Source organism: Pseudomonas sp. WS 5078 (assembly GCF_012985745.1).
GTDB classification, from domain to species: domain Bacteria; phylum Pseudomonadota; class Gammaproteobacteria; order Pseudomonadales; family Pseudomonadaceae; genus Aquipseudomonas; species Aquipseudomonas lundensis_A.
The window spans coordinates 196,699-223,686 of record NZ_JAAQWX010000003.1; the positions used below are offsets into that span (position 1 = coordinate 196,699).

The 26,988-nt window shown below is 58.1% G+C and carries 19 protein-coding genes and 3 pseudogenes; 13 read left to right on the forward strand and 9 right to left on the reverse strand.

The window, feature by feature from the left end:
- The first annotated feature begins 4 nt into the window (after positions 1 to 4).
- From HBN68_RS06275 to HBN68_RS06300, 6 genes and pseudogenes are all read left to right on the forward strand, one after another.
- Positions 5 to 2,041 carry a TonB-dependent receptor gene (locus HBN68_RS06275; protein WP_094993759.1) on the forward strand — a complete coding sequence of 679 codons (2,037 nt, stop codon included), beginning with the start codon at positions 5 to 7 and terminating at the stop codon, positions 2,039 to 2,041.
- Positions 2,042 to 2,489: 448 nt separating this feature from the next.
- Positions 2,490 to 3,872, forward strand: coding sequence for a carbohydrate porin (locus HBN68_RS06280; protein ID WP_169963184.1), 1,383 nt, complete (start codon positions 2,490 to 2,492; stop codon positions 3,870 to 3,872).
- 138 nt (positions 3,873 to 4,010) lie between these two features.
- Positions 4,011 to 6,440 (forward strand): glucose/quinate/shikimate family membrane-bound PQQ-dependent dehydrogenase, encoded by a 2,430-nt coding sequence (locus tag HBN68_RS06285; protein ID WP_169963182.1) that lies wholly within the window; start codon positions 4,011 to 4,013, stop codon positions 6,438 to 6,440.
- A gap of 426 nt (positions 6,441 to 6,866) precedes the next feature.
- Positions 6,867 to 7,527, forward strand: a pseudogene (locus tag HBN68_RS06290) (IS5 family transposase).
- Positions 7,528 to 7,709: 182 nt separating this feature from the next.
- Positions 7,710 to 8,207 (forward strand): annotated as a pseudogene (locus HBN68_RS06295) (Hcp family type VI secretion system effector).
- Entirely contained in the window at positions 8,204 to 8,911 is a 708-nt protein-coding gene (locus tag HBN68_RS06300) for a DUF4225 domain-containing protein (protein ID WP_169963180.1), read from the forward strand. The pseudogene HBN68_RS06295 and the gene HBN68_RS06300 overlap by 4 nt, the downstream one beginning before the upstream one ends.
- Before the next feature lie 251 nt (positions 8,912 to 9,162).
- Here HBN68_RS06300 and HBN68_RS06305 read toward each other — a convergent pair whose 3' ends face one another.
- The 3 genes and pseudogenes from HBN68_RS06305 to HBN68_RS06315 form a co-directional block, all read right to left on the reverse strand.
- The gene (locus HBN68_RS06305; RefSeq protein ID WP_094993754.1) at positions 9,163 to 9,351 is read right to left on the reverse strand and encodes a hypothetical protein; all 189 of its coding nucleotides are present in this window, start codon (positions 9,349 to 9,351) and stop codon (positions 9,163 to 9,165) included.
- A 159-nt stretch (positions 9,352 to 9,510) separates the two neighbouring features.
- Positions 9,511 to 9,699, reverse strand: a pseudogene (locus tag HBN68_RS06310) (transposase); the annotation flags it as partial.
- 56 nt (positions 9,700 to 9,755) lie between these two features.
- Positions 9,756 to 12,098: a GGDEF domain-containing phosphodiesterase gene (locus HBN68_RS06315; RefSeq protein WP_169963178.1), complete on the reverse strand. Its 2,343-nt coding sequence runs from the start codon at positions 12,096 to 12,098 to the stop codon at positions 9,756 to 9,758.
- A gap of 400 nt (positions 12,099 to 12,498) precedes the next feature.
- On the opposite strand from HBN68_RS06315, the gene lon reads away from it, so the two are divergent.
- The 7 genes from lon (at position 12,499) to cmoB (ending at position 19,110) form a co-directional block, all read left to right on the forward strand.
- The gene (gene lon / locus HBN68_RS06320) at positions 12,499 to 14,928 is read left to right on the forward strand and encodes an endopeptidase La (protein WP_094993752.1); all 2,430 of its coding nucleotides are present in this window, start codon (positions 12,499 to 12,501) and stop codon (positions 14,926 to 14,928) included.
- A 259-nt stretch (positions 14,929 to 15,187) separates the two neighbouring features.
- The gene (locus HBN68_RS06325; RefSeq protein ID WP_346010202.1) at positions 15,188 to 15,583 is read left to right on the forward strand and encodes a hypothetical protein; all 396 of its coding nucleotides are present in this window, start codon (positions 15,188 to 15,190) and stop codon (positions 15,581 to 15,583) included.
- Positions 15,584 to 15,672: 89 nt separating this feature from the next.
- The gene (locus HBN68_RS06330) at positions 15,673 to 16,065 is read left to right on the forward strand and encodes a protease inhibitor I42 family protein (protein WP_094993750.1); all 393 of its coding nucleotides are present in this window, start codon (positions 15,673 to 15,675) and stop codon (positions 16,063 to 16,065) included.
- Position 16,066: 1 nt separating this feature from the next.
- Positions 16,067 to 16,702, forward strand: coding sequence for a lysoplasmalogenase (locus tag HBN68_RS06335; protein WP_169963174.1), 636 nt, complete (start codon positions 16,067 to 16,069; stop codon positions 16,700 to 16,702).
- A gap of 90 nt (positions 16,703 to 16,792) precedes the next feature.
- Positions 16,793 to 17,302 carry a hypothetical protein gene (locus tag HBN68_RS06340; protein ID WP_094993748.1) on the forward strand — a complete coding sequence of 170 codons (510 nt, stop codon included), beginning with the start codon at positions 16,793 to 16,795 and terminating at the stop codon, positions 17,300 to 17,302.
- Positions 17,303 to 17,413: 111 nt separating this feature from the next.
- Positions 17,414 to 18,157 (forward strand): carboxy-S-adenosyl-L-methionine synthase CmoA, encoded by a 744-nt coding sequence (cmoA, locus tag HBN68_RS06345; protein ID WP_169963172.1) that lies wholly within the window; start codon positions 17,414 to 17,416, stop codon positions 18,155 to 18,157.
- A complete protein-coding gene (gene cmoB / locus HBN68_RS06350; RefSeq protein WP_094993746.1) occupies positions 18,154 to 19,110 on the forward strand; it encodes a tRNA 5-methoxyuridine(34)/uridine 5-oxyacetic acid(34) synthase CmoB in 957 nt (318 codons plus the stop codon). The genes cmoA and cmoB overlap by 4 nt, the downstream gene beginning before the upstream one ends.
- A 29-nt stretch (positions 19,111 to 19,139) precedes the next feature.
- Here cmoB and tadA read toward each other — a convergent pair whose 3' ends face one another.
- The 6 genes from tadA to treC all read right to left on the reverse strand — a co-directional run bounded on the left by tadA (position 19,140) and on the right by treC (position 26,966).
- A complete protein-coding gene (gene tadA, locus HBN68_RS06355; protein ID WP_094993745.1) occupies positions 19,140 to 19,637 on the reverse strand; it encodes a tRNA adenosine(34) deaminase TadA in 498 nt (165 codons plus the stop codon).
- Positions 19,637 to 21,013 (reverse strand): multicopper oxidase family protein, encoded by a 1,377-nt coding sequence (locus HBN68_RS06360; RefSeq protein ID WP_094993744.1) that lies wholly within the window; start codon positions 21,011 to 21,013, stop codon positions 19,637 to 19,639. The genes tadA and HBN68_RS06360 overlap by 1 nt, the downstream gene beginning before the upstream one ends.
- A gap of 120 nt (positions 21,014 to 21,133) precedes the next feature.
- Positions 21,134 to 21,400 carry a PTS transporter subunit EIIB gene (locus HBN68_RS06365; RefSeq protein WP_169963170.1) on the reverse strand — a complete coding sequence of 89 codons (267 nt, stop codon included), beginning with the start codon at positions 21,398 to 21,400 and terminating at the stop codon, positions 21,134 to 21,136.
- Positions 21,401 to 21,402: 2 nt separating this feature from the next.
- Positions 21,403 to 23,925, reverse strand: a complete 2,523-nt coding sequence (gene ptsP / locus HBN68_RS06370; protein WP_169963168.1) for a phosphoenolpyruvate--protein phosphotransferase — start codon at positions 23,923 to 23,925, stop codon at positions 21,403 to 21,405.
- A 59-nt stretch (positions 23,926 to 23,984) separates the two neighbouring features.
- Complete coding sequence (locus HBN68_RS06375; RefSeq protein ID WP_169963166.1) at positions 23,985 to 25,208, reverse strand: carbohydrate porin; 1,224 nt, start codon at positions 25,206 to 25,208, stop codon at positions 23,985 to 23,987.
- 111 nt (positions 25,209 to 25,319) lie between these two features.
- Positions 25,320 to 26,966 (reverse strand): alpha,alpha-phosphotrehalase, encoded by a 1,647-nt coding sequence (gene treC / locus HBN68_RS06380; protein WP_169963163.1) that lies wholly within the window; start codon positions 26,964 to 26,966, stop codon positions 25,320 to 25,322.
- Between the last annotated feature and the right edge of the window lie 22 nt (positions 26,967 to 26,988).

Below are 26,988 nucleotides of genomic sequence, written 5' to 3' on the forward strand. Positions count from 1 at the left end.
TGCAATGCCGTCCCCCGTTTTCCCACGACATTTCCGCCGTTTACCCCTTACCCCGTTAGCCGCCGCCCTCTTCATCACCTCTCCCGTCTACGCACTGGAACTGCAACCCCAAGTGATTACCGGCAACCCGCTGGGCAGCCGCCAACTGGCGTCACCCACCAGCGTGCTGGAAAGTGACGACCTGACCCTGCAACAGCAAGGCAGCCTGGGAGAAACCCTGAACAAGCAACCCGGCGTGTCGTCGTCCTACTTTGGGCCGGGCGCCAGCCGCCCGATCATTCGCGGCCTGGATGGCGACCGTATTCGCATTCTGCGCAATGGCGTGGGCGCGCTGGACGCTTCGTCGCTGTCCTACGACCACGCCGTGCCACTGGACCCGGTCAATGTCGAACGGATTGAAACAGTGCGCGGCCCCGCCGCCCTGCTATACGGCGGCAATGCCATGGGTGGCGTGGTCAACACCTTCGACAATCGCATCCCGACACAAGCCATAGAGGGCATTCAGGGTGCGGGGGAACTGCGCTATGGCGGCGCCGCCACGACCCGCAGCAGCGCCGGCAAACTCGAAGCCGGTAATGGCACTTTCGCCCTGCATCTGGACGCCAATGCGCGGGCGTTCAATGACTTGAGAATCCCCGGCGATGCTCGCAGCCGTCATGCACCGCAAAGCGAAAGCGGCGACGAAAAGAAAGGCCGTTTGGGCAATAGCAATGGCCGACAAGATGGCGGCGCAGTAGGCGGTTCCTACACCTGGAACGACGGATACGCGGGCCTGTCCTACAGCAACTACGACGCCAATTACGGTTCACCGGCTGAGCAGGACGTGCGCATTCGCATGAAACAGGACCACTACGCCTTCGCGTCAGAACTGCGCAACCTGCAAGGCCCCTTCAGTTCGCTGAAATTCAACGCGGGCTACACCGACTATGAGCACCGTGAAATTGAAGACGGCGAAGTCGGCACCACCTTTAAAAACAAGGGGTATGAGGCGCGTATGGAGGCAAGACACATGCCCCTTGGCTCACTCAATGGGGTAGTCGGCGCACAGTTCAATCGAAACGCGTTTTCCGCCTTGGGCGAAGAAGCGTTTGTCCCGCACACCGACACCACCAGTGGCGCGCTGTTTATTCTCGAAGAGTTTCAGGCCACCGACCGCCTCACATTCAGCCTGGGCGGGCGACTGGAGCACACCGTGGTTGACCCGGACGCCAAAGGCAATGAGCGCTTCGAGGCAACGGACAGCTCAAAAAGCTTCACCGCCGGCAGCGTGTCTTCCGGTGCGCTGTTGAGCCTCACCCCGGTCTGGTCGCTTGCAGCTACGCTGGGCTACACCGAGCGCGCCCCGACGTTCTATGAGCTGTTCGCCAACGGGGCACACGTGGCCACTGGAACCTATGAAGTGGGGAGCGCGAACCTGTCGAAAGAAAAAGCTGTCTCCAGCGACCTGGCACTGCGTTTTGACACTGGCACCCACACCGGCAGCGTTGGCGTGTTCTACAGCCACTTCTCCAATTACATCGGCCTTCTGGGCACAGGTCGCACGCTCAATGACGAAGGCGTACCCGACGCCGATGGCATTCCCGAATACATCTATTCCGGGGTTCGCGCACGTTTCACCGGATTTGAAGCGAAAGATCACTGGAAGCTAGGCGAAAGCGCCTACGGTAAGTTCGCTCTGGAACTGGCTGGCGATTACACCCGCGCCACCAACCTCGACACGGGCCAAGCCCTGCCCCGGATTGCCCCCTTGCGCTTGCGCAGCGGCGTCCTCTGGGAGCTGAACCGCTGGCAGGCGCGAGTGGACGTCGAACACGCCAGCAATCAGGGGCGCGTCCCGGACAACGAGTCTGGCACCGACGGCTACACCACGTTGGGCGCCAGCGCCGGTTATCACTTTGAGGTGGGCAACAGCCAATGGCTGGCGTTCGTCAAAGGCGAGAACCTGACCAACCAGACCGTGCGTTACGCCAGTTCGATTCTGCGAGACATCGCGCCAGCCCCCGGCCGCAGTATTGAAGTCGGCTTGCGCACGACGTTTTAAGGCATCAATCCGGACGCACGGCTGCAGGTTAAACCCTCAGTTGTGCGGTTTGCTCAACGTGCGGCTACGCCTCGATTCGAGTCTTTCTAGCGAAGGGGAAACACCGTTCACGCACGAAAAAAGGCCTCAAACCTTCATTTCGCCGCCGTGCGTGGAAGATCGACGAAGATTTTTTTCTAGCCGGACAGGTTGCGACGGGGGACCGACGAAGGCCAGTAAATACTGGGCGAAACAGCCTGAGACGATCGGTCGCAGCACACTGTTACCAATTACGAAATGATCCATGTCATTTAAAGTGCTGTTTCAAAACGTTACAGCACTTTATCATTCCATTTTTAGAGGCTGAACCGATTCATTCCGCCTCAAAATCTTGAAGGGCTAGCACCGTCTCCACCAGACAGCGCTACCACAGCCACAGCCATACCTATAAAGACTCACACCTCAACCTATGTCCAAATTTTTGATGTTGCGCAAACACAGTGCGTTGTTTCCTATTGCCGGGCAAAAAGCCCTGAACCTGATGGGCGGACTCACCGCTCTCGGTCTGGCGACCTGCGTTCAGGCGGCCCCCGCCTTCGACAGCGATTCCAAATGGATGCTCGGCGACTGGAACGGCACCCGCAGCGAGCTTGAGCAAAAAGGCTATGCCTTCTCCCTCGATTACGTGGGCGAAGTGGGTTCCAACCTGCACGGCGGCTATGACCACGACCGTACGGCGCGCTACAGCGATCAGTTCGGCCTGGGCACGCACTTGGACCTGCAAAAGATTTTGGGGTGGGACGATGCTGAGTTCCAGCTGACGATTACCCACCGCAGCGGCAACAACATTAGCAACGACCGCATCAACGACCCGCGCGTGGGCGGCTTCACGTCGGCTCAGGAAGTCTGGGGCCGCGGTCAGACCACTCGCCTGACGCAGATGTGGTACCAGCAAAAATTCTTTGACCAGAAGCTCGACATCAAAGTCGGCCGCTTTGGTCAGGGCGAAGACTTCAACAGCTTCCCGTGCGACTTCCAGAACCTCGCGTTTTGCGGTTCGCAAGTCGGCAACTGGGCTGGCAGCATCTGGTACAACTGGCCTGTCAGCCAGTGGGCGTTGCGCGTCAAATATCACCTGACGCCCGAGCTGTATGCGCAGGTTGGCGCTTACGAACAGAACCCGTCCAACCTGGATCGCGGCAATGGTTTCAAGCTCAGCGGCAGCGGCACCCAAGGCGCAGTGTTGCCGGTTGAATTGGTGTGGACGCCAAAAATCAATGGCCTGCCGGGGGAATACCGTGCCGGTTACTACTACAGTAGTGCCAAGGCAACCGATGTTTACAAAGATGCCAATGGCCAACCTGCCGCCCTGAGCGGTGAAGCCTACCGCAGCAGTTCGAGCAAGCACGGCATGTGGCTGGGTGTGCAGCAGCAACTCACCAGCCGCGCCAGCGATCAGTCGAGGGGCTTGAGTGTGTTCGCCAATGCCACTGTGCACGACAAGAAGACCAACCCTATCGACAACTATGTCCAGGCGGGCATCGTCTACAAAGGCGTATTCGATTCACGCGCCAAAGACGATATCGGCTTTGCCGTGGCACGGGTTCACGTCAACCCGGCGTATCGCAAGAACGCCCAGGCGACCAATCAGGCTCGCGCTGTCTACGATTTCGACAACGCCGATTACCTGCCCCCTCAGGACACTGAATACAGCGCCGAACTCTACTACGGCGTGCACGTGACCAACTGGCTGACCGTTCGGCCGAACCTGCAATACATCCGTCACCCGGGCGGCGTCAGCCATCTGGACGACGCGCTGATTGGCGGGTTGAAGATTCAAAGCTCGTTCTGATCCAAGAACGGACTAACGCGACGAGCACGAAGCTTGAAGCTGACTCACAAGGACTTATTTCACTGATTCATACCCGCGTCGCGCCATGCTCTGCAGGGCCCGCGCGGGGACACTATCAACGTAACGGAGAACCACACTATGAGCACTGAAGGTGCTTCAAGTCGTAGCCGCCTGTTACCGACGTTGCTCGGTATCCTGCTGCTGCTAATGGGCCTGGCCATGCTGGTCGGGGGTATCAAGCTGGTCACGCTGGGCGGGTCGATGTACTACCTGCTGGCGGGTATCGGCTTTGGTCTGTCGGGCGCATTGCTGATGGCGGGACGCCGCGCGGCGCTTGGCTTGTATGCAGTGGTGCTGTTCGCCAGCACCGTGTGGGCACTGATGGAAGTGGGCCTGGACTGGTGGCAGTTGGTACCGCGTCTGGCCCTGTGGTTTGCGATCGGTATCGTATTGCTGCTGCCTTGGTTCCGTCGTCCGCTGACCGGCGGCCAATCGGCCCCTGTCACGACCGGCGCGCTGAGCGTTGCTGTCGTGCTGGCCGGTCTGGCAGCATTGGCCAGCCAGTTCACCAGCCCTGGCGAAATCAAGGGCGAACTGGACCGCGATGCCGTTCCAGGCATGACCAACACTGCACCGGCCATGCCGGACGGTGACTGGCAGTCCTACGGGCGCACCGCCCATGGCGACCGCTACTCGCCGCTGAAAGAAATCACCCCGGAAAACGCCCACAAGCTGGTTCCAGCGTGGACCTTCCGCACCGGTGACATTCCAGGCGAAGGCGATCCGGGCGAAACAACGGCCGAGAACACCCCGCTGAAAGTCAACGGCATGCTGTATGTGTGCACCCCGCACAGCCAGGTGATTGCCCTTGACCCGGATACCGGTAAGGAAATCTGGCGTTTCGATCCGAAGATCAGCACTCAGAACGCTGAAAACTTCAAGGGTTGGGCCCACATGACTTGCCGTGGCGTGAGCTATCACGACGAGGCGGCCTATGCCAAAGCCAGCACCGAGCAGAGCGCTGCCGAGCCAGCGGTTGAAGCAGCCACTGCCACTGCCAGCAACTCGTGCCCGCGTCGCCTGTTCCTGCCGACCGCCGACACCCGTCTGATCGCCCTGAACGCTGACACCGGTAAAGTGTGTGAAGAGTTCGGTGACCACGGTTCTGTCGACCTGCGCCACAACATCGGCAGCTTTGCACCGGGTGGTTACTACTCCACTTCGCCACCTGCCGTGACCAAAGATCTGGTCGTGATTGGCGGCCACGTGACCGATAACATCTCGACTGACGAGCCATCGGGCGTGATCCGTGCGTACGACGTACGTACCGGCAAACTGGTGTGGAACTGGGACAGCGGCAATCCGGACGACACCACGCCGATTGCTGAAGGTAAGCACTACACCCGCAACTCGCCAAACATGTGGTCGATGTTCGCGGTCGATGAAAACCTCGGCATGCTGTACCTGCCGATGGGCAACCAAATGCCCGACCAATACGGCGGCGACCGTACCGAAGACTCCGAGCGTTACAGCGCTGGCGTGACTGCGCTGGACATCAACACCGGTAAAGTTCGTTGGTATCGTCAGTTCACTCACCATGACCTGTGGGACATGGACGTGGGCGGTCAGCCAACCCTGATGGACATGAAAACTGCCGATGGCGTGAAACCGGCCCTGCTGGCGTCCACCAAACAAGGCAGCATCTACGTTGTTGACCGTCGCACCGGCGAAGACATCGTACCGATCCGTGAACTGCCGGCTCCGGGCGGCGCTGTTGAAGGCGACCACACCGCACCGACCCAGCCACGTTCGGACCTGAACATGATTCCGCCGGAACTGACCGAGCGCGACATGTGGGGCGTAACACCGTTTGACCAAATGCTGTGCCGGATCAACTTCAAGTCCCTGCGTTACGATGGCATGTACACCCCGCCATCGCTGCAAGGTTCGATCGTTTACCCCGGCAACTTCGGTGTATTCGACTGGGGCGGCATCTCGGTTGACCCAGTACGTCAAATTGCTTTCCTGAACCCGAGCTACATGGCCTTCACTTCCAAACTGGTTCCTCAGGCGGACGTGGCGGCAATGGGCCCTCGTAAAGGCGAAACATCCGGTGTACAACCGAACAAAGGCGCACCTTACGGTGTGATCCTGGAACCTCTGTTGTCCCCTGTCGGCCTGCCTTGCCAGGCACCCGCGTGGGGTTACGTTGCTGCGGTCGACCTGACCAACAACAACGTGATCTGGAAACACAAAAACGGCACCGTGCGTGACAGCTCGCCGGTACCAATTCCATTGTCGATGGGCGTTCCAAGCCTGGGCGGGACCTTCACCACTGCCGGTGGCGTAGCCTTCCTGAGCGGTACCCTCGACCAATACCTGCGTGCCTACGACGTCCGTAACGGCAAGCAGCTGTGGGAAGGTCGCCTGCCAGCAGGCGGTCAGGCCACCCCGATGACCTACACCGGCAAAGACGGCACGCAATACGTCGTCGTCATGGCGGGCGGTCACGGCGGCCTGGGCACCAAAAAAGGTGACTACATCATGGCGTTCAAACTGGCCGACTAAGTAACACGGCTCGTTGAAAGAGAAGCGGCTATCGAGAGATAGCCGCTTTTTTTATGGGTAAACACCGCCACGTGCTCTGAGCGACACATTTATTAATTGATCTTAATGGTGCTCCGCCTCGCTCTATATGCCGCGCTAAAGACGCTAGCCGAGGCATACGCCAAGCCAATTCATAGCATTGGCATGCGATATATCACTGCTTTTAGGGGAAGTGGATTTGCCGTTTAGGTGACTTGCGACGTACTCAACTGCATGCAGCTAAGTACACGCAGGAAAAATACCCATCGCCACAATCTAGGCTCTGTACGAAATCAGCTGAAACCAATTTGAATTCCGCGGGCGTTGAGATTCAGTAAAGTCCGCGACCATCAAAGGCAGGAGCCCATGATGGCCAAACGGTACGAACTACCCGACGCAGCCTGAGATTTGGTTGCAGATATCTTCTATGAGCCACGCCGTAGCGGGCGCCCACGAACAGATGATCGCTTGATGCTCAACGGCGTCCTTTGGGTGCTCTGCTGCGGCGCTGCCTGGCGCGACATGCCCGAGCGCTTCGGCCCTTGGTCAACGGTGTTTCAGCGCTTTCGTGATTGGCGCAACCGAGGTGTCTTCGATCAATTACTCACACGTCTCCACATCAAACTTAACGAGCAAGGCTTGATCGAACTTGACACCTGGATGATCGACTCCAATGCAGTACGTGCAACCCGAGCCTCGTCAGGCGCCGGAAAAAAAGGGGGCCTGATGAATTGCAAGATCACGCGCTCGGACGCAGCCGTGGTGGCCTGACAACCAAATTCACATGCTGTGTGATGCCAATGGCGTCCCCCTGCGCTTTCTACTTTCAGGCGGGCAGACCAGCGATATTGCCTATGCTCAACCGCTGCTGGATGAGGCTTATATTCCAAGCCTGCGCGGTCGCCCCAAATACCGGCAGCGCAACATCATCGAGCGCATGATCGGATGGTTGAAAGAGAACCGCCGCATCGTTACGCGTTTCGACAAGCTCCCGAAAAGTTTTGCGGCGATGGTCTCATTGGCCTGTGCCATGCGGTGTTTGCGGCATTACTTTTCGTACAGAGCCTAAGGCAAATCGGCTTTGCGCCAGAGTCGATCTGGTTCGCGAACAACCTCAGCTGTGATTACGGCAGGAGGGGGTTAATAGGAATTAAATAATTTCAAGGATACTAAACTTAACATTTAGGAATCATCCTACAGCAAGCTGGTCACGACTGTCATATGATGATTAGTAAATACAGGGGGTATTAAATGGCCAACCATGGATACATATCTATTACAGGAAAAAAACAAGGCCTAATCTCTTCGGGCTGCTCTAGTCAAGATTCCATCGGCAATAAATGTCAGATCGGCCACTTTGATGAAATCATGGTATTGGCTTACTCGCACGACATGGTTGCGGGGAGCGATGGAACAGTTACAGGTGGTCGTGGGCAACACAGGCCTGTTGTTATAACTAAAAATATTGACAAGTCCTCTCCGCTGATTTCCGGCGCTTTGCATGATGGTGAAGAAGTTTAATGCGTAATTGACTTTTATCGCACTTCACCAATAGGGAGTCAGGAAAAATACTTTGTTGTTCGTTTATCCGGCGCACGAATTGCGTACATAAACTTTCAAGTACCGCATGTGATCAATATGTCGGAAGGTCAGCCGCAAGAAGTCGTCGCGATTCGCTATCGGGATATTACGTGGACACACGTTGGGGCCGGCACCAGCGCGCACAGCTCATGGAATAATGATGTATGAGCGACCAACAGTGCGACATCCATGATGTCACGAAAGCAGCCTCTGACCTGATGTCGTTGGGCTGCACGACGAGCGCTACTTACCTTGATAGCATCATGCAGCTGAAGTTCAGCTCGATTATTGCGAACTACGTAAACGAACTCATTCGCGAAGTTAATGACGGCGTTATTAGTGCCTGGGACGGGATGCAGGAACTGATCAAAGAATATGACGAGCTAGCCAATAAAGCGTGGTTTTATGCCAAAAATAATGCAGGGATTGCCGGTGGATTCATGCAATTCAAAACAGGCATTGAATCTGCTGTTATCACAAGAGGTTTTAGCCTCCCTTATAGCGGACCGATGATTGCGCACGGACTTAATAATATATACGAAGGCGGAATGAATATTTATAACAGCACCAATAACACTGCAGGACCAGTTAAGGAATTCTACAGGGAAATATTTAGAAGCGACTATTATGGAGATATGACATATTATTCTTTTGACTTAGCGCTAGCTGGAGTGGGGCTTGGGAGAAAAGTCCAAAAAGAAAATACATTTAAGCTATTTAAAAACATCCCAGAAGATTATGAGCGAGCTTACAAGCAAACAGGGAAAATCGCTCTAACATTAGAAGCTTTTGTTGATGCAATAAACATACAATCAATACACACATTAAAAACAGAGCACCATCCTAAAGATGGTGCTGATGGTCAGCACTAAAGCTGCACTCATCAGAAAATTCCTCTTAATCGGGGGATAGCATGAATTAATCCTACTACGCATATGACAGTATAAGTCACAGCAGCTGTGGCGTAGAGAGCGCTATCAGACAATATGAAAAGCCTCTCAATCACCCAAAGTACAATCATAGTATTTAAACCTGCCGACCCTAAAACCAGCAGTGTTACTACTGTGTAATACCGAATATCTTCCATTTTCATAAAAAACCTTTAGATGTATTTAGTTACGACTTATTTGTAATAAATTCTCAATCCCCACCATGGCCGTACCGTGTTGCTCCAGCCTATTTCGATTTCATCAGTTAGCTCATCAGGTTCACGCTCAATTAAACGCAAAGCCTGCCTAAGTTTAGCTACTTTTCTTGTAATAGCCTTAAGGATGGTCTGAAGTAGGCCGTTATCTTTCGACTGCTGAGCCATAGGTGCTTTCAATAAACGGCAGCCGTTCAAAACCGATCAAGTCTGCCACCTCTTCCATCCAAGTTTGCCGCTGAACGCTCCTCGCAGCAACTATCTCCCTCATTACGGACGCACCTCTCCTGCGCTGGAGAGTAAATATCGACGCGCCATCCAAAGGCTCTACAGGACGAACAGCGTCATCCTCTGAGCAGTGTTTTTCACCAAGCCTCGGAAACGCACTTTCGTATAATCAAACTCACGCTTGATCACTCGAAATGGATGCTCAACCTTGTAGGTACTGCGCAGGGATGCAATCTGCCAGATGACGTGGCGCCCAGCATGCTCTTCGCGCTTCTCGACACCGGTATAGCGGCATGGACTCTGGAAAGTTAATGCCGCCACGAAGCCCGTCGCAAAACGTATTTTCAGGCCGTTTCCTCCAGTCGCGACAGCCATGTTTCAAACGCTGAAACCTCCAACGGGCGACTGATCAGGTAACCCTGGGCCGTGTCGCATTGCCAGCGCTGCAGGAGGTCAAGGGTGTGCTGGTACTCCACGCCTTCGGCCACGACCTTTAACCCCAGGTTATGGCTCATCTCCAGGGTCGAACGCACGATGACCGCGTCTTCACTGCGCTCGTCAAGGTTACGAATAAATGACTGGTCGATTTTCAACTCTTGTACCGGTAGCCGTTTGAGGTGCGCCAGTGACGAATAGCCGGTGCCGAAATCGTCCACCGACAGGCCAATGCCGCCCTCGCGCAGTTTTTCCAGCACGCTGAGTGAATGCTCCGGGTCGCGCATGACCGCACTTTCGGTGATTTCGAAAATCAATTGCCCGGCCGACACTTGATAGCGCGAGAGCAAGGCTTCGACGCTCAACAGCAAGTCTTCGCCCTGTAAATCCGCCGCCGATATGTTGAGTGAAAGTTGCAGGTGCAGCCCTTTGCGGTTCCACTCGGCCAATTGGCGCACGCCCTCCTCAATGACCCATTGCGTGAGCAACGGCATGCTGCCAGTGCGTTCGGCCAGAGGGATGAATTCGGCAGGCGACACCACGCCCAGCTCCGGATGGCGCCAGCGCAGTAGCGCTTCCGCCTGATGCACTTGGCCGCTGCGGATATCCAGCTTGGGCTGGTAGAGCAAAAACAGCTCGCCCTCGCTTGCCGCGCTGCGCACGTCGCGTATCAACTGGATTTGCCGTTGATGGGCCAGGTCGCGGTCCTGCTGGTAAACCTGCAAGTAACCCGGCAGCGCAGCGGCATCCCGTCGGGCAAGCGCGGCGCGGCTGATCAGCTCTTCGACGCTTTGCCCATTAATCGGATAGGCCGCAATGCCCATGCAGATTTCCAGCGACACCTCATGCCCGTCGATGCTCAGCGGTCGATTCAACAGCCGGTAGAGCCTGTCGGCCACGGCCACCGCAGCATCGACCTGGGTGCTTTCCAGTAGCAGTAAAAATTCATTGCCGGTGATGCGCGCAGCGGTGTCCCGCGCGTGCAACGTGTCGAGCATGACGCGGCTGATTTCGCACATGATCAATTCCATGCCGTCCTGGCCGAAACTTTCGTTGATAACCCGGTAGTTTTCGACGCCCAGATAAATCAGCACCACCCCCCTTCGCGCACTGATGGCGCTGCCCAATCGCTCCATGGCGAGTGCGCGGTTGGGCAAGCCGGTCAGTGCGTCGTGCAGCGCGTTATGTGCCAGTTGCTGCTCGCGCAGCGCGATTCCGCTCTGCATCGCGTTGATCGCCTTGGCCAAAAAGCCCAGTTCATCCTTACGCTTGAGTTCTACCGGAACCTCGTAGTTGCCGCGCCCGATTCGCTGAGCGGCCTCGGCCAGCAAACTGACCGGACGCGACACCGCGCGCGCCAGCCATAAGGCCCCGAACAAAGACAGCAGCAACGCGCCAAGGGATATCCACAGAAACTTGCGATCCAGGGCGTTGAATGCGTGCATGGTCTGGTCCAGCGGGCTTTGCAGAAGCGCGAGCACTTGCCCGTTGGCCGGGTCCCCAGAATTGGCCAGTTGCAGTAGCTGCCCGAGAAAACGCTTGCCATGAAATACGCTGAAGTGAACCTTCATACCGGGCGCGTGATCGCTCAAAAACTGCTCGATGCTGGCGTTCATGACGTCAGGCTGGGTGCTGCTGAGCGCGCCGTTATCGCCCTGTTTGATGGTCATGAACGACACTTCAAGGTTGCTCAGTGAGCGCAACTCGTGAGCAAACACGTCGTCCATCGGCATGCCCGACACCACGCGCACCACGGGCAACGGTGCCAGTACCACGCTTTGCACCATCATGTACGGGCGATCATCCAGCACGCCAATGACCATCGATTGAGAATGTCGGCGCGCCAGCCTCAAGGCTTTGGCGTAGGGAAAGGGCTGCCCGGCCGGTAACGCTTTGAGAGTGCTGGTGATGATGTTGCCCTGCAGATCCAGCACGAACAGTTCACTGCCCCGGATGCTCGGCTCAAACTCTTGCAGCGCGGCGTTGATTTGAGCGCGATTGCCATTGAGTGCAGCCTGACGGAAGTCCGAGTCATTGGTCAGCCAGTTGAGGCCGTACTGGATGCGTCGCCAACGCAAATCCATGAACCGCTCGAACACCCGTGTGCCGGTACGCAGTTGTTCTTCGGCCTGATCGCGGGCCACCGTGATCGTGACGGCTTTGACCGCGAAATACACCGCGCCAATGACCAACAGCAGGAGCATCGCCAAAAACAGGCTGATGCGCGCCTGAAAACTGTTACGCAGCTTCATGCCACGCCCTCGGCACACCGCGTCATTGCGCTGATTCCCTGAGGCATACGCGCTCCTTGTGCGCCTTGCAGGCAGCCTGCCAGGTGGCCGCTTGCTCCATCTTTATTGTTATAAGTCGTAACTGTCGCTCAGCAGAAGATCGCCTAATAATTTCGGGCCGTCTACCGTCAAGTTGTTGGCGACAAAGGCCTAGCGAACGCGAACCTCGCGCAAGGTTTTATCAATCACCAGCAGGCGCTTTGCGCCGTTCAATCGCATGCACTCATCCGTGCTCAGGTGCTCATCGTCTACGCTCCACGGCGAAGCTTTGGCAGCGGCGAGCGCATGAAAAACGTTTCACCATTGAAACCACTGACACCGCGCCCCATCTAACCCCCATACCCCATTGCGCAGGTGCCCCATGAGCGACCAGCAAGATTTCCCGGATAACACCCCTGAATACGCAGACATAGAACACACGGAATCCGTACACACACCCCACTCGGCCGGAACTGAACTGGCGTTGCCGGAGCAGAATCTGCCCGACAAGGTTTACATCATCCCGATTCACAACCGCCCGTTCTTCCCGGCACAAGTGCTGCCGGTCATCGTCAATGAAGAGCCGTGGGCCGAAACACTGGAGCTGGTCAGCAAATCACCCCATCACTCGCTGGCCCTGTTTTTTGTCGATACGCCACCGGATGACCCTCGCCACTTCGACACGTCCAGCCTCCCGGAATACGGCACGCTGGTAAAAGTGCATCACGCCAGCCGCGAAAACGGCAAATTGCAATTTGTGGCCCAAGGCCTGACCCGTGTGCGCATCAGCATGTGGCTCAAACATCACCGCCCGCCGTATCTGGTGGAAGTCGAATACCCGCAGCAGCCCAAGGAGCCCACCGATGAGGTGAAGGCTTATGGCATGGCGCTGATCAATGCCATCAAGGAGCTGTTGCCGCTCAACCCGCTGTACAGCGAAGAGTTGAAAAACTACCTCAATCGCTTCAGCCCTAACGATCCGTCGCCGCTAACCGATTTCGCGGCCGCGCTGACGTCGGCAACCGGCAATGAGCTGCAAGAAGTGCTCGATTGCGTGCCCATGCTCAAACGCATGGAGAAAGTCCTGCCAATGCTGCGCAAGGAAGTTGAAGTTGCGCGCCTGCAAAAAGAAATCTCCGCCGAAGTGAACTTGAAAATCGGCGAGCACCAGCGTGAGTTCTTTCTGAAGGAACAGCTCAAGGTGATCCAGCAGGAACTGGGTCTGACCAAAGACGACCGCAGCGCGGACATCGAACAGTTCAAGCAGCGTCTGGAAGGCAAGACCCTGACGGCTCAGGCGCAAAAGCGCATCGACGAGGAACTGAACAAACTGTCGATTCTGGAAACCGGCTCACCGGAATACGCGGTCACCCGCAACTATCTGGATTGGGCAACATCGCTGCCCTGGGGTGTGTTCGGGCAAGACAAACTCGACCTCAAGCATGCCCGCAAGGTGCTCGACGCCCACCATGCGGGGCTGGATGACATCAAAAACCGTATCCTCGAATTTCTGGCGGTCGGCGCCTACAAGGGTTCGGTAAGTGGTTCGATCGTGTTGCTGGTTGGCCCGCCGGGCGTGGGTAAAACCAGCGTCGGCAAATCGATCGCCGAGTCCCTGGGGCGGCCGTTCTACCGCTTCAGTGTCGGCGGCATGCGTGACGAAGCCGAGATCAAAGGCCATCGTCGCACGTACATCGGTGCCCAGCCGGGCAAGCTGGTGCAGGCCCTCAAAGACGTCGAAGTGATGAACCCGGTCATCATGCTCGACGAGATCGACAAGATGGGCCAGAGCTTCCAGGGCGACCCCGCGTCCGCCCTGCTCGAAACCCTTGATCCGGAACAGAACGTCGATTTCCTCGACCACTATCTGGATTTACGCCTGGACCTGTCCAAGGTGCTGTTCGTCTGCACCGCCAACACGCTGGATTCCATTCCGGGGCCGTTGCTTGACCGGATGGAGGTGATTCGCCTGTCGGGTTACATCACGGAAGAAAAGGTGGCAATTGCCAAGCGCCATCTGTGGCCCAAACAGTTGGAGAAAGCCGGTGTTTCCAAAAACAGCCTGAGCATCAGCGACAGCGCCTTACGCGCCGTGATCGATGGCTATGCCCGCGAAGCCGGGGTGCGTCAGTTGGAGAAGCAGCTCGGCAAACTGGTGCGTAAGGCCGTGGTCAAATTGCTGGAAGACCCGAAGGCGGTGATCAAAATCGGCCCCAAAGACCTCGAAGCTTCGTTGGGCATGCCGGTGTTCCGCAATGAACAAGTCATCAGCGGTACGGGCGTGATTACCGGGTTGGCCTGGACCAGCATGGGCGGCGCAACCCTGCCAATCGAAGCGACGCGCATCCATACCCTCAATCGCGGGTTCAAGCTAACCGGGCAGTTAGGGGATGTGATGAAAGAGTCGGCAGAGATCGCCTACAGCTATGTCAGCTCCAATCTCAAGCAGTTTGGCGGCGACCCCAAGTTCTTCGATGAAGCGTTCGTGCATTTGCACGTGCCCGAAGGCGCCACACCCAAAGATGGCCCAAGCGCCGGTGTGACCATGGCCAGCGCACTGCTGTCGCTGGCACGCAACCAGCCGCCGAAAAAGGGCATCGCCATGACCGGCGAGCTGACCCTCACCGGGCACGTACTCCCGATTGGTGGCGTGCGTGAGAAAGTCATCGCGGCACGTCGGCAGAAAATCCATGAATTGATCCTGCCCGAAGCCAACCGGGGCCATTTCGAGGAACTGCCGGACTACTTGAAAGAAGGCATCACCGTGCACTTTGCCAAACGGTTCAATGACGTGGCCAAAGTGCTGTTTTAAACCGTAGAACGTTCCCGATGACAGCGCCGCCGCCCCACAGCGGCGGCGCTGTCACATCTTCATCTCAAACCCCCTGTCAATTCTGTCAGTAGACACAAAATCCAATCCCGTCACTAATAGGCCCAGAACCGTTAGCGCTGGATGGGCTTAGATCATGGCACTGCAACACCCTGGATATGGAAACCCTGCTGTTATATGGCAGAAGGCTTTGGGCACACCGCTGTTCCATCCCAGAACAACGGGTGAGATGAGGGCCGAGGTGTCTTGCCGCCATCTGTTCGAAGCGCAGGAAATCACCTTTGCCAGCAGCCAAAAAAAGATTGTGATTACCGCAGAATTCGAAGACTTCGGGTCGCCGCAGTATCGTTGCGTGTCCTTGACTCTGGACGTCAATATCCAGTCCGGCATTTACCTGTACAAACGCGGGCAGCAGGGTCCGGTCAGAGATATGTCTTACACAGAATGCATCGAGAAAAATGGCGACCTGGTGTATCACCTGACTCAGGCCGAGGTGGGCACCCTGCACTTGTCTGTGATCGAGAGCTGCTACAGCGCACGCCTGTTCACCTTTGAAGGTACAGACCATCTGACCGACCCTTTTGAGGTCTGCGGCAACTTCACGGTGACCCCTCCTCACGCCTCATTCAATTATTAAGGCCCGCTCGCGACTTTGACCGCGTGGCATAGCCCGATAGCCGTCTTGGGTTATGCTGCGCGCTTGTTATTGTCCCGACGGAGCCTTCAATGTCCCCCGCGCGTCTGATCCCCTTGCTCAGTTTCACCTTGCTGACAGCTTGCGCTCAGCAACCGGCACATAACGTGATTGTGGAAGAACAAAGTGACTGCCCGATGCAATTGCACACGGGGCAAAACCTGACGCTGACCCTGCCCAGTAACCCCACGACCGGTTACCGCTGGGCCATTCAGGATTCGGCAGGCGGCGTGTTACGCAGCCTCGGCCCAGAAGTCTACAAAAGCGCCGACAGTGGCCAGTTACTGGGCAGCGGCGGGCAATCCACCTGGCGCTTTCAAGCATTTGCCCCGGGCACCGGTCGCCTGCGCCTGACGTATCAACAGCCTTGGGAGCCTGAGGCCGAACCCGCTCAAGTGTTTGACTGCCCTGTTACGGTGAACTGACATGCCATGGCTGATCCTCGCTGTCATGGGGGCCGCCGCGTATCTGTACGGCGTGAACATGCACTCCACGCTGTTGTGCCTGCTGAGCAAACCCCTGCCCGTGCTGGCATTGCTCGGCTGGCTGCAAGATGCGCCGCCCAGCCTTTACCGGCGCTGGATCAGTATCGGTTTGCTGTTTTCGTTGCTCGGTGACCTGCTGCTGGCTTGGCCCGTGGACTTGTTTGTGTTTGGCCTCGGGGCGTTTCTGCTGGCCCATTTGGCTTACCTCAAGGCCTATCTGGCCGATTGCCGCCGTCTCGCAGCACTGCCCCTGATACTGGCGCTGGCAGCCGGTGCCGGTTTGTTGAGCGTCATGGCCAGCCATGGCCTGGGGGAGATGCTGATTCCAGTTTTTGTCTACGCCTTCACGATCAGCGCCATGCTGTGGCGCGCCCTCGCCCGCGTGGGGACTGATGTACCTGCACGCTCGGCGTGGCTGGCAGCGGGCGGCGCACTGGCGTTTGTGGTCTCCGACAGCCTGATCGGAATTGACCGCTTCGTGCTTAAGTTCGGTGCGGCGCCGTACCTGATCATTCTCAGCTACTGGCTCGGCCAATGGGGCATTGCCGCATCGGCGTTCAGCCAGGGCAAACGCTGACCCCTCAACTGTTATTTATGACAGTAGACGCCATGCCCGCAGCCATCATTAATACCGTCTCCGTACACCCAATCAGTCACCGAGGGTTCGATGATGGCCAATCACTTTTCTACCCGCGGCAAAGACAGAGTCAAAGGCACACTCAAGCCAAGCCCCAAGCATTCGCCACGCCATAAACAGGCACTGATCAGCGACGCGTCGGCCACCATTACTGACCGCGCTGATTTCAAAGCCGATGACATCATGTTAGGCAGCGGCCTCAACACCCTTTCCATTGCAGCCTCAGCTGCAACCTTTGGTTCGTACGAATACCGGGTAATTAATTTCATTGTTGACCTGGGTATTGAAAGCGGAACACACACGTTCAAACAGGGTGAACCCGGACCGATTCAGGGCTTGTCGTATGTGGAGTTCGCTGTCGTCGGTGGCAATGAAATCTATTACAACTGCGAAGGGATAAGCGGCGCCTTGACGCTGGACATCATCGACCACGCGTATTACATCCGTGAGTTCACGTTCACCGCGCAGGACAGCGAGCAGAAGAACATCACCTTGACCGGCCACGTGAGTGTCTCGTCATCATTGTGTGAATGCCCCTGACACTGTGTAGGCATGTTCAGAATGCTGCGCGGTTTATCAGACAGACCGCGCACTCCGGCGCCAACTTGGCTAAAATGCCGCCCCTTTTAAATTTCCATCGCCGGAACCCTCGTGAGCAAAGAACCCGACCGTATTTTCGCCCAGCCCCTGGCCCAGGTGCCGGACTTCGCCTTTAACGAAGACGTGGTGCGGGTGTTCCCGGACATGATCAAACGCTCGGTGCCCGGTTACCCGACCATTGTGGAAAACCTCGGTGTGCTGGCTGCGCAATTCGCCCAACCAAACAGTGTCCTTTATGACCTGGGCAGCTCGCTGGGTGCGGTGACGCAGGCGTTACGCCGCCATGTGCGCAGCGAAGGGTGCAAGGTCATTGCGGTGGACAACTCGGCGGCGATGGTCGAACGCTGCCGCGAATACCTGAACGGGCAAAACTCGATGTTTCAGGAGCTGTTGCCGGTTGAGGTGATCGAAGGCGACATTCTGGCGCTGGCGTTCGAACCCGCTTCGGTGGTTGCGCTGAACTTCACCCTGCAATTCATAGCCCCCGAGCAACGGCTGGCTTTACTCGGGCGCATCCGCCAATCGCTGTTGCCGGGCGGCGCGCTGATTCTGTCGGAGAAGCTGCGCTTCAATGACGCCGAAGAACATGCCCTGCTCACTGACTTGCACATTGCCTTCAAACGCGCCAATGGCTACAGCGATCTGGAGATCGCGCAAAAACGCAGCGCCATCGAAAACGTCATGAAGCCCGACAGCCTCGAAGAACACCGTGAACGCGTGCTCGCGGCCGGGTTCTCGAAAGTCGTGCCGTGGTTCCAGTGTCTTAACTTTGCCTCGTTGATTGCCTTGCCATGATTGATCTTTCCCCTCTTGCCCGGCGTCTGGCCGGTACGCCCCTGGCTGAATGGGCCAACACCCTGCAAGCTCAGCTCGACATCAAAATGGAAAAAGGCCATGGCGACCTTGAACGCTGGCAGAGCGCCCTGGACGCGTTACCTGACGTCAAGCCCACCGAAATCGACTTGCTCAACGGGCTGACCCTCGACACCGACTGCGACGACGAAACCCGCGCGCGGATGCGTCAGGCACTGATGGGCCTGTCGCCGTGGCGTAAAGGCCCGTTTGACCTGTTCGGTGTGCATGTCGACACCGAATGGCACTCGGACTGGAAATGGTCGCGGGTCGCGCCGCACATCGATCTCAACGGTAAACGCATCCTCGATGTGGGCTGCGGCAACGGCTACTACATGTGGCGCATGCTGGGCGCAGGTGCCCACAGCGTCATCGGCGTTGACCCGAACTGGCTGTTTTTCTGTCAGTTCCAGGCCGTGCAGCGCTTCTTGCAGCAAGACGCCGCGTGGCATTTGCCCTTCCCGTTCGAAGACCTGCCACCGAACCTTGAAGGCTTCGATACCGTGTTTTCCATGGGCGTGTTCTACCACCGCCGCTCACCCATCGAGCATTTGCTGGCGCTCAAGGACTGCCTGGTCAAGGGCGGCGAGCTGGTGCTGGAAACCTTGGTGATTGAAGGCGACGAGAATCAAGTGCTGGTGCCGGAAGACCGCTACGCACAGATGCGCAACGTGTGGTTCCTGCCGTCGATTCCGGCGCTGGAGCGTTGGTTGCGGCGCGCCGGTTTCAGCGATGTGCGCTGTGTGGACGTGAGCATTACCACCGTCCAGGAGCAGCGGGCGACGGAGTGGATGAAGTTCCAGTCGTTGAGCGACTACCTCGACCCCAACGACCACAGCAAAACCATCGAGGGTTTGCCTGCGCCGATGCGCGCAGTGATTGTTGCCCGCAAGTGATCCGCCGCTAACCCGCGACGCGTCAGCCGCTACAACGGCGGTTTGGCGCGACGGGCCTTGAAAAAATCGCTCAGGATCGCGCCGCATTCGTCGGCAAGCACCCCGCCTTCAAACAGCACCCGGTGGTTGAGAAAGCCTTGGGTGAAGAACTGCCCCTGACTCTGCACAATCCCGGCCTTGGGCTCCAGCGCGCCATACACCACGCGTGACACCCGCGAATGCACGATCAGGCCCGCGCACATGCTGCACGGCTCCAGCGTGACGTACAGCGTGCTGCCCGGCAGGCGGTAGTTGCAGGCCGAAGCGGCTGCGGCACGGATGGCGACCATTTCAGCATGGGCGCTGGGGTCGTGACCGCTGATCGGGCAGTTGAAACCGCGCCCGATAATCTCGCCGTTTTGCACCAGCACTGCCCCCACGGGTACTTCACCCAGGGCCGCGCCCTGGGCCGCGAGGGCCAGCGCTTCTCGCATGTAGTCTTGATCGCGGCTGCGGTCGATGATCCGGGGTTGACGCCCTTGTCGCATCAGGAAACCTCAATAGCGGCCATCAGGCCCGTTTCCATGTGGTCAATCACATGGCAGTGGAACATCCACACGCCGGGATTATCCGCCACCAACGCCACGCGGGCACGCTCGTTTTTACCCAACAAATAGGTGTCGGTGAAATACGGGGTGATTTTTTTGCGATTGGACGCCAGCACCTTGAAGGTCATGCCGTGCAAATGGATCGGATGCTGGTACTGGGTCATGTTCTTCAATTCGAAGATGTAGCTTTGCCCCAATTTGAGTTTGGCGATCGGCCGATCAGCGCAGGTCTTGTCCTTGATGTCCCAGGCAACGCCGTTGATTTGCCACAGGCTCGGGGGTTGATCGCCGCTTTGATTGACCGACACCGACCCTACCCATTCAAAGTTGAAATTGAGTTTTTCGGCGTTCGCCACGTCCGGCTCGGCGATCGGATTGGCAGGCAGTGCGGGCGGCCATTGCGTCGCTGAACCGGGGCTGGCGACCGCACGCAACGTGCCCAGGCGCACAGGCCCGTCACGCAGGGACAATTCTTCGCCTTCGGCAGGCGCCTTGATTGCCAGGCAAATGCGCATGCCGGGGCCCAGCCAGTACTCCTTACCCAGCGGCCTTGGTGCGATGGGATTGCCGTCCAGCGCGTAGATTTTGGCCTCCACCCCCGGAATGTTAATGCGGTAGGTCAAGGTGTTATCGAGGTTAAGCAGGCGCACACGGGTGATTTGCCCGGCAGGCAGTTCGATAGTCGGCACGTGGCTGCCGTTGATCGTGGACAGGCGCCCGGCCGTCCCGCCGCGTGCGGCTTCGCGGGTGATGCTGAATGGCATGAATCCGCCCTCCTCATCCACGTGCCAGTTTTTGATGCTCAACGTGCGCTCGTGCTCAAAGCCGGTTGACTCGCGCTCCTCGACAATCAGCGGCCCCACCAGCCCGCGGCCCAGTTCTTCGCTACTGTTGACGTGTGGGTGATACCAGTAGCTGCCAGCGTCCGGCACCCGGAATTTGTAGTCGAAGTATTCGCCCGGCAATACCGGCAACTGGGAAACATAAGGCACGCCGTCCATTTCCAGCGGCAGGCGGATACCGTGCCAGTGAATGGTGGTGGGCACTGGCAGGTGGTTGATAAAGCGTACCCGCAGCCATTCGCCCTGGCGCACCCGCAGCTCGGTGCCCGGCGCCGAAGGACCAAAGGCCCAGGCTTCGGTTTGGTGGCCGGGCACCAGCTCAACGTCCAGCGGCGCGGCAATCAGTTCGTAATCGTGGCCCGCCTCGGCGTCCGCCATTTTTCCCAGCCAGTAGCGCGAAGCGCCACCCGCCCCGACACCCACCACGACCAGGCCGGCCAAACCACCGAGTATTTGTCGACGGGTAAAGGACATGGGCTCAACTACCTCTCGTATCGTAAACAGGCTCAAGGCCCGCAAAAGGCGAATACGATACACCTGCAGTTGAGAAACAGTAAGGCCGGGGTGGCGAAGGGCCGCACCCCGAAACGTGGGTTAACTGCCGTCGAGCACATGCACCACGCCATTGGCAAAGACCATGACGTTGGGTAAGGCCTGCACATGCGCGGCCATTTTCGAGGCATCGCACACTTCGACACGCACGCGGGTCAGTGCGACTTTTTGTTCGGATTTAACGTTATCAGCCCCGCCCAAGGCCGCCAACATAGCGCTGTCCAGCAAGGATGAGGCAGCACTGGCCGCATCGGGCACCAGATCCGGGCTCAGCGCTTTCCAGAGCGCCTGACGCATTTTTTCAAACATATTCAGATCTCCACACCCACAGATTGAGGCTGCAAGGTGGCTCGTACATGCTCGGCACTTTCAAGCGCCAGCACCTTTTCTGCCAAAACCTTACAGGCCTTGAAATCGATCTCGCGCACCCGCCCCTTGATCGCCGGGATCAGCGGCACGCTGACCGACAGCTCATCCACTCCCAGGCCAAGCAGCACCGGCACCGCCAACGGCTCGGACGCCAAGGCGCCACAGACGCCCACCCACTTGCCATGGGCGTGGGCTGCCCGGACCGTGTGAGCGATCAAACGCAGCACTGCCGGGTGCAAGCTGTCGGCCTGACGGGCCAGACGTGGATGATCGCGGTCCATGGCCAAGGTGTATTGAGTCAGGTCGTTGGTGCCAATCGAGAAGAAATCCACCTCCGGTGCAAACAGATCGGCCATCAAGGCAGCGGCGGGCACTTCGATCATGATGCCCAGCTTGGGCAAGTGGGCGAGCCCCAACCGTTGCGCCTCCTCCTGCACCATTTGCCGTGCAATTCGCAGCTCCGACAGATTCGTCACCATCGGCAGCATGATGTGCAACTGTGTTAGCCCGGCACAGCTCAGAATGGCGCGCAATTGGTCGCGCAACAATTGAGGGCGTTCAAGGCATAAACGGATCCCGCGCATGCCCAGAAACGGGTTGATTTCACTGGTCATCGGCACGTAGGCCAGCGGCTTGTCGCCGCCCACATCCAGCGTGCGCACGACTAACGGGTGTTCAGGGCCTACGGTGCGGGCAATCTCGCTGTAAGTCGCCACTTGTTCATCATGGGAAGGGGCGCGGTTGCGATCCAGATACAAAAACTCCGAGCGCAGCAGCCCGACACCGTGGGCGCCCAGCGTCATCGCGTGTTCAGCTTCTGCTCGCGAGGCAATGTTGGCCGTGATTTCAACCGGGTGCCCGTCGCGGGTGCAGGCGGCCAACGACGCGTGTTGCACATCCCGTTGGTGACGGTCCTGACGCAGTGCGCGCTGCTCACCCAGCCGCTCCATTTGTTTCACATCGGGCTGCAAGTGCAACTGACCCGCATCGGCATCCAGCAAAACCGGCAGGCCGCTGGCCAGCGCCAGCACCTGAGGTGACACCCCGCACAACGCCGGGATGCCCAGGGCGCGGGCCAAAATGGCGACATGGCTGGTCGCGCCCCCGCCCACGGTGGCAAATCCGACGACTTTGCGGGTATCCAGCCTGGCCGTTTGCGAGGGCGTCAGTTGTTCCGCCACCAATATCGCCTGATCGGGCAATGCCAGCGCACTGTCATCCACGCCGAGAATCCGTTTCAGCACGCGCAGTCCCACGTCTTCCAGATCCAGCGCCCGCTCCGCCAGTAACGGACTGCCCAACCCTTTGAATAACGCCGCGGTGGCTTCGGTGGCATTGCGCCAAGCGAAGGCCGCACTTTTGCCGGAGTTGATCAGTTCAGCGGCATGCTCCACCAAACTCGGGTCTTGCAACAGCTGCTGATGAGCCCGAAAGATCTCACTCTGCGCCGGACTTGCTGCGTCATCGCGCAAGCCTTGCAGTTCAATGGCCGCACGGTCCAGCGCGTGTTGCAGCGCCGCATGCTCGCGTTGTGCCTCGCTGGCCTGTTCGACCACCTCCAGCGCGCTCTGTGCCACGTGCACCACATACCCATACGCCGAACCCGTGGAGGCGCACACCCCGCGCAGCACATCCGACACCTCATCATTGGCGACGGGTTGTGGGTCAGGAGCCAACACCACGCACTCAACCTCTTCGCCGCATCCTTGTGCCAGCAACTCGGACAGCTCACGGATGGCCGCGTCGGCATCCGGCCCCGCAGCACTGAGGTAAACGCTGTCTGCATACGCGGTTTGCAACGCCATGATCGCTACCAGCGACTTGGCGTTGGCGCTGTCGTGCTGGCGATGCAGTTGAACACGCGCAGCAAAACCTTTCGCAGCCTGAGCCAAAACCGCAGCCGGGCGCGCATGCAGGCCGTTGGGGTTGGGCAGCAACACGGCCTGCGAATGCAACACTGGACGATCTTCATGGCTGGCGGACGCAGGTTGCGTCCCTGTTTTCACGTGCACGTGCAACACAGGCTGACCGGTCTCGACCTTCACCCCGCATTGCGCCAGCGACTGAATCGCTTCGCCGCTGATGACCAGCATCAACGTCAGCAAACTGCGCGCATGAAGCGCCAGGTAATCGGCATCAAACTCGATCAACGGTTGCCCGGCCTCAACACGCTGGCCGTCTTCCACCTGCGCGATGAAACCTTTGCCTTGAAGGTTCACCGTGTCCAGGCCAATGTGCAGCAGCACCTGCACGCCGCTGTCATGGGTGATGCTCAGGGCATGGCCGGTGTGCTGCACGTTAGTGACGACGCCCGCCAGCGGGGCGCACAACATCTGCGACGTTGGATCGATGCTCACGCCGTCGCCCATCAGGCGGCTGGAAAACACCGGGTCGGGGACATCATCAAGTGCACGCACGATTCCCGACAGGGGCGCCAGCAGTTCCAGTTGTGAGGGTGTAACCATGACTTCACCTGCAATAGAGAGTTTGAGTGCCGATGGCGTGCGAGCCCCGGCAGCGTCGCTTATTTCCACCAGTACTCGACCTGCAACCCCATGTTTGAACCATGCCGCGCCCTGCCAAACGCGCCGCTGTCAGATAACGCCGAACCGGCGTCCAATTGATTGGCGGCGAGCTGCGCAGCTTTGTTCCAGCGGGCATAGGTGTAATACAGGCGAATTTCGGGGCGCTCCCAAAAGCCGGGCCCCTTGGGCGACCAGGTGGGCGCGAAGGTGAATTTGCTCAGGGTGCGGGTGCCGTCTGCGGCCCTGACTTGATCGTGGCCCAGCTCCGTCACCAGTTTGAATTGCTCACTGATCGCGTAGGCCGGGCGTACGCCAAGCGACGTCCAGTGCTGATTGCCACCCTGGGGACGAACGTCCTTTTGGTAGACCGCTTCGATTTGGCCGCCAAAACGCGGTGTCACTTGCCAGTCGAAAAACTCAACCAGGCGATAGCGTTTGCTGCTGTTGTCCAGTTGAGTATTGCCGGTGTAACCGAGTCCCGTGCCCGACCCTTCGCCGTACTGCACTGCGAACTTGTTGCGGCCGCCCAAAAAGTCGTTTTGCACATGCTGGGCGGTGATCGCCCAACCGCTGTGGGCATTGCTGCGCGAAGGCTTTTCCAGGTAGGTCAGACCAAACTCCAGCTCGCCCCCGGGATTGACCTTGAATCCGGCCACGTTAACGTCGTGACGGGTGACAGGGTCTTTTTGATACAGGCTGTCTTTGCGGGACAAGGCGTAGCTGTATTTCAGGCCGCCGATCAGTACATCTTCGATGCCCCCGCCTGTGGCGCTCTGGTTCCAGTAGTAGAAATCAGAGATGTGGATGTCGTAACGTTTGTAGTAACGGCGCCCGGCCCACAGCGAACCGCCATTGAGACTCGGCAGGTTCGACCATTGTGCATACAGCTGGGGCATGCGCACCGAACCGTTCTCCCCCTGGAAGGTGAGCTGGCGGTTATACCGGTTATAAAACGACGCCATGCCGTCGACGCTGAGCGCCGAGCCGTCATCGAGGGTCAAAATGTCCTGGCGAAGTTCCAGCTCCGCGTACTGCTCGCACTCGTTGCCCAGCCGGTATTTGGTTTCAGCGCCGGGGAGCTTGAAACAGGTTTGTTTTCCACCGTTGAGCGCGTTGCCAACGCCACTGCGCAGGTAGCCCGAGAACTCCAGGGCCTGTGATGGCAAGGGCGCAAGCAAGCCTAAGCACGCGGCGATTACGCTGCGGTTGAGTGTTGTGTTCATACATCCACCTTTTTTTATTTTTATGGGTAAAACGCTGCGGGCAAAACGCCTGTCGCCGCTGCAACAGGCTGCTTGAGACCGCACAACGCGGCCTGCAAGGCTGAATGCGCGTCAGGACTGCACGTGCAGGGCGAACGATTCGTAGGGCCTTAACGTGATGCGCCGCGTTCGCTGCGGGCAGTCGTCGTAGTTGCTGATGAGTACACGCTGCGGCATGTGCTCGCTGATGACCTCAGCAGGCAATTCGATATCGCAGGGCATGCCGTAAAAGTTGTTGAGCACCAGTAATCGCTCGTCATCGCCCTCGCGCAGGTAGGCCCAGACGTGCGGGTGCTCCAACAATAACGGGCGATATTTGCCGTGTTGCAGTAACGGCTCAGCGCGACGTAAGGCAATCAGGTGGCGGTAGTGGTGCAACACCGAAGACGGGTCATTGCGCTGGTCTTGGACCGTGATGCGGGCGGCATTGTCAGGCAGGTCTATCCAGGGCCGGGCGCTGCTGAAACCCGCATTCGGCTGATGGTCCCATTGCATCGGGGTGCGGCCGTTGTCCCGCGACTTTTGCATGATCGCGGCCATGCACCCGGCATGGGACTCGCCTGCGTCGCGCTTGAGGCGGTAGATGTTCAAGGTTTCGACGTCGCGGTACTGTTCGATGTGCTCGAAGCCCGGGTTGGTCATGCCTATTTCTTCACCCTGATAGACAAAGGGTGTGCCTTGCAAGCCATGCAGGGCGGTGGCCAGCATTTTGGCCGACAGCACGCGGTACTCGCCGTCATTACCAAAGCGCGAAACGGCGCGGGGCTGATCGTGGTTACACCAGAACAGCGCATTCCAGCCACCACCGGCCTGCATGCCCTGCTGCCAGTCAGAGAGAATGCGTTTGAGTTCCAGGAAATCGACGTCGCCGTGCACCCACTTTTGTTGGTTTGGGTAGTCCACCTTCAAGTGATGAAAATTGAACGTCATCGACAGCTCACGGCTCTGCGGATTCGAGTAACGGATGCAGTGTTGCAGGGAGGTCGAAGACATCTCGCCGACGCTGACCAGATCGTGCCCGGCGAACACCTCGCGGTGCATCTCTTGCAGGTAGGCGTGCACACGCGGGCCATCGGTGTAAAAACGGCGGCCGTCGCTGTCATCCTGGGCAAAATCGGCGGGCTTGGAGATCAGGTTGATGACGTCCAGACGGAAACCGCCCACGCCTTTGTCGCGCCAGAAGCGCATCAATTTATAGACCTCGGCGCGCACCGTGGGGTTGTCCCAATTGAGGTCGGCCTGGGTGTGGTCAAACAGGTGCAGGTAGTACTGGCCAGTCTGCGCTTCGTACTCCCACGCTGACCCGCCAAACTTGGAATGCCAGTTGTTTGGCTGGTCGCGCCAGATATAAAAGTCTCGATACGGGTTCTCGAGGCTGCTGCGGGCTTGCTGAAACCAGGGGTGTTCCGTGGAGGTGTGATTGACCACAATATCGAGCATCAACTTGATGCCCCGGGCACGGGCTTCGAGAATCAGCAGCTCGCAATCGGCCATGCTGCCGTAGCTCGGATCAATGGCGTAGTAGTCGCTGATGTCGTAGCCATTGTCCCGCTGGGGCGAACGCAGAAACGGCGTCAGCCACAGGTAATCGACCCCCAGCCATTGCAGATAATCGAGCTTGTCGACCACCCCCAGCAAATCGCCCGTGGCATTGCCGGCGTGACTGTAAAAACTCTTGGGGTAGATCTGGTAGATCACCGAACGCTGCCAGTCGTGCATATCAAGTTCCTTGCTTTGCTCT